This is a genomic window from Bacillus sp. CDB3 (assembly GCF_002081505.1).
GTDB classification, from domain to species: domain Bacteria; phylum Bacillota; class Bacilli; order Bacillales; family Bacillaceae_G; genus Bacillus_A; species Bacillus_A cereus_AT.
Genome location: NZ_ALBR01000003.1, coordinates 40,026 through 46,945, shown reverse-complemented (window position 1 = coordinate 46,945; position 6,920 = coordinate 40,026). Strand labels below are relative to the sequence as shown.

The following is a 6,920-nucleotide window of genomic DNA, read 5'->3' as shown; positions in this document are numbered from 1 at the left end:
GTACGTAACGTTAAGAACGTAAAGTAAAGTTAGTTAGATAGTACTACTAACAAAGTAACTAACTTAAACTAAACTACTCTACGTGTTAGAGTGATGTTTTTGTTATTTAATTGCTTCATGAACCTTTAATTGTTTCCCTTTAATCGTTGTGTTTTTCATGATTTTTAAAACAAGTGGTCCTTTTCCATTTAATATTTCAACGTAAGAAACATTGTCCTGTATTGTAATAATGCCTATATCTTCTGCTGTAACACCTTTAATTTTAGCAATTGTACCGACGAAATCTACCGCCCTGATTTTCTTTTTCTTCCCGCCATTAAAGTACAATTTCATAATTCCTTTGTTTAGGTCTGCATTTTTATCTTTCTTTATAATTGGTTTAGCATGTATCTTTTCCTCAAATACTGCTTTCCCTTTCATAACTTCTTCCTTTGAAGGTGCAAGTGCCTTTGGAATTTCAAAGCCGATGTACTCCTCAATCTCTTCTAAAAATCTATTTTCATACGGTGTTATGAATGTAATAGCTTTTCCTTTATTACCAGCTCGTCCCGTTCTTCCCGTACGATGTACATAACTTTCTTTTTCTAATGGAATATCATAGTTAATAACATGTGTAATATTATCAATATCAATTCCTCTAGCTGCTACGTCTGTCGCTACTAAATAACGGAACTTTCCTTTTCTAAAATCGTCCATAACTTCAAAACGATCTTCTTGTACCATACCACCATGTATTTTGTCACAAGGATAATTAACGCGATCTAACTGTCTAAATACGTGATCTACATTTTCTTGTGTACGGCAAAAAATAATACAACTATCTGGATTCTCAATCGTTGTTACATCTTTAAGAAGTGACAGCTTCTCCTCTTCTCTCGTCTCAAAAAGTGTATGTTCAATTTTATCTGTTGTAATCCCAGCAGCCTTAATTTCAATATGCGTTGGCGAATCCATATACTTACGAGATAACTTTTCAACATCTTCTGGAAGTGTTGCTGAAAATAACATTGTCATTCGTTTTGTAGGTAACTCGTCAATAATTGCCTCTACTTGATCGATAAAGCCCATATTCAGCATTTCGTCTGCTTCATCAATAACTAAATACTTCAAACACGCTAAAGAAAGAGTACCTTTTTCAATATGATCTAACACACGGCCAGGAGTCCCAACTACAATATGTGTTTTTTGCTTTAACTCTAATTTTTGACGTGCAAATGGAGATTTACCATAAACTGCAGCAGCCTTAATTCTTTTGAAGCGGCCTATATTCGTAATATCTTCTTTTACTTGTACCGCAAGCTCTCTCGTCGGTGTTAAAACTAAAGCTTGTGGCTTATTCTCTTCCCACTCCACCATTTCACAAAGCGGTATACCGAATGAAGCGGTTTTTCCACTTCCAGTCTGTGATTTCACGACAAGGTCTTTCTTTTGCAGGGCAACTGGAATAACCTCTCCTTGCACTTCAGTTGGATGTTCATAGCCTAAACCAGTAAGTGCTCTTACAATTTCTTTACTTAATGCATAATCAGCAAAACTTTTTTTACTCATATATTAACCTCTTTTTATGATATATTATTTTCTTTTTTTGCTTTTCCTATCACTGAATCATCATATACGTTATTATCACCTTATTCATTATACTTGAAAGCTCACATAAAAAGGCGAATCATTCGTGATTCGCCAGACTAAACAAAAGGGTTTTCTATTTCAAAAATTTTATAAAAATATTATTTCATTATAAAAATAAACCTCTATCATTTCATATACTGTTCAACTAACTGATAACATCTTTCCCTAGTACTAGTTGCCTTCGATGAAATAGTTGCTATCCCTGATAATGTTCCCTGCCCAGATTCATTCCAAGCTTCTTCCGCCTTGCGATCTCGATACGTAATCCATTCACGCTGTTTCTCTCTCAAAGTGTTCATTTCACTTGTAGAAAGTTGCTTTTTCAAAACAGCATAAATCTCATTTAAAGCTTGATCCCATGCATCGTATCTTTTAACTTCCCCTTCTTTCATTTCAGTTGTAATTCCGTTCTCATATAAGTAATCGAACTTTTTCAAACTCTCCTCAATACTATTTAGTTTAGTAATATATTCTGCCTTCTGGCCGGTAATAACACTTTCTTTCTTCGGCTTCTCTTCTATTACTTTTTCTTCCTTACGGTTCTCATCTTTTGTTTTATCTACCTCTACTGTCCTCGGCACAATCTGTGTAATTTGTTCATTCGCATTTTGATAATATATTTTAAACTGTTCTTTCCCTTTCGTTTCCCTAATAATTACGTTCAGTTGCTCTTTTACATCCACAAACTTCTGCTCGTTTTTCAACTCTTCTACTTTAGCAAGCATTTGCTTATATTTTTCTTCCTCATCTTTTTGATTAGATAAAGCTTCTCGTTTTTCTTTTGCTTGTTTGGCTAATATAAATGAACTAGCAGAATCATTTTCAATTTCTCTTAATAACGAAATTGCCCGATCTATATTACTTTCCTGCAATGCTTCACTCATTTTATTCGTTTGATTCATCTTCAGCCTTACTTCTCGGTCATCCTTCTTTTCTTTTAATGCTAATTCAAAAGATGCAACTGCTCTATCGTATTCTTTATTTTCCAGTGCTAAATCTCCTTGTTTCTTCGCCTTATCAAATGCATCATTATTGCTGCATCCAGCAACAACCAACAAAGTTATTCCTATTGTTAGTATTAACTTTTTCATCGTATTTCCCCAGCCCCCTCACTCAAAATAAGAAGCACACATACAATTTTATGCAATTATCGCAACTTTCCTTACTTTTTTTATAAACGAACGTTATGCATATAAAAAGCTATTTAAATTCGCTTTTAACGTTATTTTCGAAAGATATTAGCTTTTTTTTAAAAAAATGTTAAGAAAATCTTTGACTTCTTAATAAAAATAATGTAAATTATCCTATGGACGAACATTTTTAATCAATAAAAATAAAATATTCGTATTTTAGGGGTGTAAATGATGGAAAACGTATTTGACTATGAAGACATTCAATTAATTCCTGCAAAATGTATTGTAAATAGCCGATCTGAATGTGATACAACTGTCACTTTAGGAAAACATAAATTTAAATTACCTGTCGTACCTGCAAATATGCAAACGATTATTGATGAAAGAATCGCAACTTATTTAGCTGAAAATAATTACTTCTATATCATGCATCGTTTCCAACCAGAGCAACGAATCTCATTCATTAGAGATATGCAATCACGTGGATTAATTGCTTCAATCAGCGTTGGTGTTAAAGAAGACGAATACGAATTCGTACAACAATTAGCTGCTGAGCAACTTTCACCTGAATACATTACAATCGATATCGCACATGGTCACTCTAATGCCGTGATCAACATGATTCAACATATTAAAAAACATTTACCAGAAAGCTTCGTTATCGCTGGAAACGTTGGAACTCCAGAAGCGGTAAGAGAATTAGAAAACGCTGGTGCTGATGCAACAAAAGTTGGTATTGGACCTGGTAAAGTTTGTATTACTAAAATTAAAACAGGCTTTGGAACTGGTGGTTGGCAGTTAGCTGCACTTCGCTGGTGTGCAAAAGCTGCAAGTAAGCCAATTATCGCTGACGGTGGTATTCGTACGCATGGTGATGTAGCTAAATCAATTCGATTTGGAGCAACTATGGTTATGGTCGGTTCTCTATTCGCTGGTCATGAAGAGTCTCCAGGGGAAACAATCGAAAAAGATGGCAAACTTTATAAAGAGTACTTCGGTTCAGCCTCTGAATTCCAAAAAGGCGAGAAGAAAAACGTTGAAGGTAAGAAAATGTTCGTTGAGCATAAAGGTTCTTTAGAAGACACTTTAATCGAAATGGAACAAGATCTTCAATCTTCTATCTCTTACGCTGGTGGAACAAAGTTAGACTCAATTCGTACTGTAGATTATGTAGTCGTGAAAAACTCTATTTTCAACGGTGATAAAGTATATTAATTTTTAAATCTAACTAGAAGGACAAGCATTTTTATGCTTGTCCTTCTTTTTCATGTATAAAAATGTAAAATATTTTCATTTTACTGAATTTTCTAGTATCATATTTTTAGATACTTATAATAAGGGGGATATAACAAATGAAAAATGTAATTGAGAAACGCCTTATTCGCGCAGAAGTCTCTACTGAATTGACATGGGATCTTTCTGATTTATACGAATCTGACAAAGAGTGGGGAAATGCATTAAGTGTATTAACAGACGATATAAAAAAACTTGATGCATTTAAAGGACAATTACACACTGGCCCCGCTACCTTATTAAATTGCCTACTTTTAGAAGAAGAGCTTTTAATGAAGTTAATAAAACTCGGCACATATGCAAATTTAAAAGAATCCGCTGATCGTACAGATCCAGTTATTCAAGCGAACTCTTCAAAAATTTCCGCTTTAGGGACGAAAGTACATACCGCACTATCCTTTATTCATAATGAAATTCTCTCCTTTGAAGAAGGAACAATTGAAAAATATTTAACTGAGGAAACAAAACTTGAGCCTTTCCGTAAATCGTTACTAGAAATACTACAAAAAAGGCAGCACACGCTCTCTCCTGAAACAGAAGAAGCTCTTGCTGCACTTGGTGAAGTTCATAGTTCTCCCTACAAAATTTACGGCATGACTAAATTAGCCGATATGGATTTCTCTTCTATACAAGATGAACAAGGAAATGATTTGCCTGTATCGTTTGCATTATTTGAAAGTAAATATGAATTTTCTCCAAGCGCATATATACGTAGAAAAGCATATTCATCATTTGTTTCCACATTGAAACGATATAAAAATACAGTTGCAACAACGTATGCTACTGAAGTAAAAAAACAAGTGACACTTTCTCGTTTACGTAAGTACGAGTCTGTTACCCATATGCTTTTAGAACCTCAAAAAGTTCCACTTGAAATGTATAACAACCAACTAGATATTATTTATAACGAATTAGCGCCTCATATGCGCCGTTTTGCAGATTTAAAAAAGAAAGTATTAGGTCTCGATCAAATGCTCTTCTGCGATTTACACGCACCGTTAGATCCTGAATTTAATCCAACCATCACATACGATGAAGCTGGTAAATTAATTCAAGAATCTTTAAAAGTATTAGGACCTGAATATAATACGATTATTGAAACAGGCTTTAAGGAAAGATGGGTAGACCTTGCAGATAATGTTGGAAAATCAACAGGTGCTTTCTGCTCTAGCCCATATGGTTCCCATCCTTACATTTTAATTACATGGCAAGATACGATGCGTGGATGTTTCACATTAGCTCATGAATTTGGACATGCTGGTCATTTTTATTTAGCCAATAAAAATCAGCGCATTATGAACGTACGTCCATCTATGTACTTTGTTGAAGCACCATCAACGATGAATGAATTACTATTAGCCCAGCATTTACTAGCGACTACTGACGATAAGAGAATGCGCAGATGGGTTATTCTGCAACTACTCGGCACATATTACCACAACTTCGTCACCCATCTACTTGAGGGAGAATATCAAAGACGAGTATATACCCTAGCGGAAGAAGGGCAAGCACTCACAGCTACAACTTTAACCGAAATAAAAACAAAGGTCCTTTCAACATTCTGGGGAGATTCCGTAGAAATTGATGAAGGCGCTGGTTTAACATGGATGCGTCAACCTCACTATTATATGGGCTTATATTCTTACACATATTCTGCGGGCTTAACTGCATCTACTACTGTAGCTCAAATGATTAAAGAAGAGGGACAACCTGCTGTTGATCGCTGGCTTGATGTACTCCGTGCAGGCGGTACAATGAAACCACTCGAATTAATGAAACACGCTGGAGTAGACATGTCAAAACCAGATGCAATCCGTAAAGCTGTTTCTTACGTCGGTTCCTTAATTGATGAATTAGAGCGTTCTTATCAAGAATAAAAATAAGCCCTCGCTTTATGAGGGCTTATTCTATACTTACTTTCCAAATCTTTTGCGGTATCCGCACTTTCTACATAGTTCTTCTACTGCAACTCTTTTTGAAAATCCATCTACAATACTTTTCGCTCTATCGCCTTCAATAATGTTAGAAAATGAATCAGTATTAATATTACCAAGATTGATGATACCTTCACCATCTAAGCAACAAGGAATAACAGTTCCGTTCGCTAAAATTCCAGCCTGATTACGAAGTCCATGACAGAACCCTTTTCCATCATCCTCTTCTTCATGTAATGCCGGCCACTGGAATTCGTAGTCTTGATTAATAAAGACACGTTCCGCAATTTTTATACCTTTTCCTGGTGTAAGCTTCTCTTCAATTTGATAAGATAGATCAAACTCATTTTCAATTATAGATAATAAATCCCTATTTTTCTGGATTTCAGCATTTGTTTTATTATCCTGAGTTAAATTCCATAATCTTAGTGAAACGATTAAATCCGATTGACTTGTCGCCTCTCTAATGAAAGAAAGTATACTCCTTACATAGCCCTCTTTATCTTGCGATCCTGGGTGTCCATCAAAACTGTGCAGCGAAAAATTCATTTGTCTTAACGCAGGCTTATTTAACAGCCTATGCCTTCTCTTATTAATTAACGTTCCGTTCGTTGTAATATTAACTTTAAACCCTTTTTCATGGCTTAAATCTAATAGTTGATCTATTTTCGGGTGGAGCAACGGCTCACCCTTCACGTGCAAATAAATGTAGTCTGTGTGAGGTTTAATTTGGTCTAATCTTTTAGCAAAATCCTCTACAGAAATGAATTGCTTCTGCCTTTCCGTCGGCGGACAAAAGCTGCACGCAAGATTACATACACTCGTAATCTCCAAGTAAAACTTCTTAAACTTCTTCACCTTTAATTCCTCACTTCTCTGACTACTTATACTTTTTCCTCTTCATATTACAGCATACTTTTTTAGAAATAGA

The 6,920-nt window shown here is 35.1% G+C and carries 5 protein-coding genes; 2 read left to right on the top strand and 3 right to left on the bottom strand.

All coding sequences use genetic code 11. The features are described from left to right. Positions 1–102: 102 nt before the first annotated feature. Positions 103–1,548: a DEAD/DEAH box helicase gene (locus CDB3_RS00615; RefSeq protein WP_097831366.1), complete on the bottom strand. Its 1,446-nt coding sequence runs from the start codon at positions 1,546–1,548 to the stop codon at positions 103–105. A gap of 206 nt (positions 1,549–1,754) precedes the next feature. Continuing rightward, complete coding sequence (locus CDB3_RS00610; RefSeq protein ID WP_128853207.1) at positions 1,755–2,720, bottom strand: lysozyme inhibitor LprI family protein; 966 nt, start codon at positions 2,718–2,720, stop codon at positions 1,755–1,757. A gap of 273 nt (positions 2,721–2,993) precedes the next feature. Here CDB3_RS00610 and guaC point away from each other — a divergent pair, with 273 nt between their 5' ends. Further along, positions 2,994–3,977 carry a GMP reductase gene (gene guaC / locus CDB3_RS00605; protein WP_128853206.1) on the top strand — a complete coding sequence of 328 codons (984 nt, stop codon included), beginning with the start codon at positions 2,994–2,996 and terminating at the stop codon, positions 3,975–3,977. 137 nt (positions 3,978–4,114) lie between these two features. Next, positions 4,115–5,932, top strand: a complete 1,818-nt coding sequence (gene pepF, locus CDB3_RS00600; RefSeq protein ID WP_128853205.1) for an oligoendopeptidase F — start codon at positions 4,115–4,117, stop codon at positions 5,930–5,932. Between the two features lie 36 nt (positions 5,933–5,968). On the opposite strand, the gene CDB3_RS00595 is transcribed toward pepF, so the two are convergent. Continuing rightward, positions 5,969–6,847, bottom strand: coding sequence for a radical SAM/SPASM domain-containing protein (locus CDB3_RS00595; RefSeq protein WP_128853204.1), 879 nt, complete (start codon positions 6,845–6,847; stop codon positions 5,969–5,971). Positions 6,848–6,920 lie beyond the last annotated feature (73 nt).